A 2,379-nucleotide genomic window follows, 5' to 3' on the forward strand; every position below is an offset into this window, starting at 1 on the left:
GCTCCTGCGGCGAGCTGGTTGGCCTGGCGGGCGGCGTCGGCGGAGTGTTTGACGGTGCCGGCGATTTGCTCCATGGACGAGGCGGTTTGCTGCAGGCTGCTGGCGGCCTGCTCGGTGCGGCTGCTCAGGTCCTGGTTGCCTTGTGCAATCTCGGCGCTGGCCGTGGCGATGCTGTCGGTGGACAGGCGCACCTGAGTCACGGTGTCGCGCAGCGCTTGCTGCATCTGTGCGAGGGCTTGCATCATCTGGCCGATCTCATCGGCACGGCCGCTGTGCACGGGGGTGGCCAGGTCGCCTTGCGCGATGTTGCGCGCAGCGGAAATTGCACGGTGCAGCGGATCGCGGATGGAGCGTACCAGCCACCACGTGCCGGCGGCCAGCAGGCTCAACACCAGCAGGGCGGCAATACCGGCCATTGCGATCGTGGCCTGGCGCTGCGCCTTGAACTCAGCCTTGAACTGGGCGGCCGAGGAGGCGATGGCCGTGAGCAGGGCCTGGTGGATGTCGTGGTTGCGGACGGCCGACGCCGCGATCTCGCCACCCAGCAGGCCGTCCAGGGCCGTGGCATCGCCGCCGGTGCGCAGCTGGACGACGCGCTCGCTCAGGCGGGCCAGTTGTGCATGGTGTTCGCGGGCCTGCTGCAGGGCTGCCCGCTCCTGCGCCGACAGCGTGGCGGCATCGAGCCGGGCGGCCAGGGCCTCGATGTCACGGTGGCTCGCACCGATGGCGGCCTGGAGGTCCTTGGCCTGGGGGGCTTCAGCCGGTGCGAGCGCCAGGGCCTGCAGGCGGGCCGCAAAGGCCTCGCGTTGCGCTTGCCACTGCATGGCCGCGTCGAGCTTGGCTTCATGGGCCGCCTGGTGGGTTTCGAAGAACTGCGTGGACGAGGCCGAGCGCACGCCCGAGACCGCCACGAGACCAAGCTGGCAGGTGGCGATGAGGGCCGTGGCGCACCACAGCTTGGTTCCGATCTTCATGGGGAGTGCGTCAACGTGAGGGAGCCCCGAGGGGGGCGCGGGGGGCGGGCGCGTCAGTGGCGCGAGCGCCGCACCAGGCTGCCCACGTCGAGGATGAGGGCCACACGCCCGTCGCCCAGGATGGTGGCGCCGGAGACGTCGGGCACTTTGCGGTAGTTGGCTTCGAGGTTTTTCACCACCACCTGCTGTTGGCCCAGCAGCTCATCGACCATCAGCGCCACGCGTCCGCCTTCGGCCTCGACCACCACCATGATGGAGCTCACATGCTCGAAGTCGAAGCGCGGAACCTGGAAGACCTGCTCCAGTTCGATGACGGGCATGTATTCGGAGCGCACTTCGACCACCCGGCCGCTGGTGCCCACAGTCTTGATCATGCCCGGCTCGACTTGGAAGCTTTCGACCACCGACGACAGCGGCAGGATGTAGCACTCATCGCCCACCCCAACGCTCATGCCGTCCATGATGGCCAGCGTGAGCGGCAGGCGCACCGAGACACGCATGCCGTAGCCCTCGGCGGAGTCGATCTCGACGGTGCCGTTGAGCGAGGCGATGTTCTTCTTGACCACGTCCATGCCCACGCCGCGGCCGGACACGTCGGTGACCTGCTCGGCGGTGGAAAAGCCTGGCTCGAAGATGAGGTTCCACACTTCCTGGTCGGTGAGCGTGTCAGGGGCATGGATGCCACGCTCGCGGGCCTTCTTCAAAAGCTTTTCTCGATTGAGGCCGCGACCGTCATCGCGCACTTCGATGACGATGGAGCCACCCTGGTGCGAGGCCGACAGCGTGATCGTTCCGGTCTCCGGCTTGCCGGCAGCCACGCGCTCGGCGGGCAATTCGATGCCGTGATCGCAGGAGTTGCGCACCAGGTGTGTCAGTGGATCGGTGATTTTTTCGACCAACCCTTTGTCCAGTTCGGTGGCTTCACCGTGGGTGACCAGCTCGACTTTCTTGCCCAGTTTGTTGGCCAGATCCCGAAGCATGCGAGGGAAGCGGCTGAACACCGTGGACATGGGGATCATGCGGATCGACATCACGGCTTCTTGCAGGTCGCGCGTGTTGCGGTCCAAATCGGTCAAGCCGGCCAGCATTTGCTGGTGCAGCACCGGGTCCAGACCGCGGCTGGTTTGCGCCAGCATGGCCTGGGTGATGACCAGTTCGCCCACGAGGTTGATGAGCTGATCGACTTTTTCGACCGAGACGCGGATGGTGGACGCATCCAGCGAGGCGCTGGCGCGTCCTTCGCTGCGTGCGGCGGGCTGGCGCGGGCTTGCCGCGGGTTTGGCCGTTGCCGGCGTTGGGTTGGCCGAAGGGGCGCCCGGTGCGTTTTCGAAGAAGCCGTAGCCAGGATCGGCCGCAGCCGCGCGCGGCTGCGGCGCCCCAGGCGCGTCGTCGAAGAATCCGTATC

At 67.1% G+C, this 2,379-nt stretch carries 2 protein-coding genes; both read right to left on the reverse strand.

All coding sequences use genetic code 11. The annotated features are described in order from the left end of the window. Positions 1 to 974 (reverse strand): HAMP domain-containing protein (locus ACK42S_RS17435; protein WP_409710580.1); only part of this gene is annotated, 974 nt, incomplete at its 3' end. Positions 975 to 1,027: 53 nt separating this feature from the next. Further along, positions 1,028 to 2,379, reverse strand: a 1,352-nt coding sequence (locus ACK42S_RS17440) for a chemotaxis protein CheW (RefSeq protein ID WP_409710583.1), incomplete at its 5' end; no start/stop codon positions are given.

Source organism: Caldimonas sp., from assembly GCF_046289365.1.
Taxonomy (GTDB): Bacteria; Pseudomonadota; Gammaproteobacteria; order Burkholderiales; family Burkholderiaceae_C; genus Caldimonas.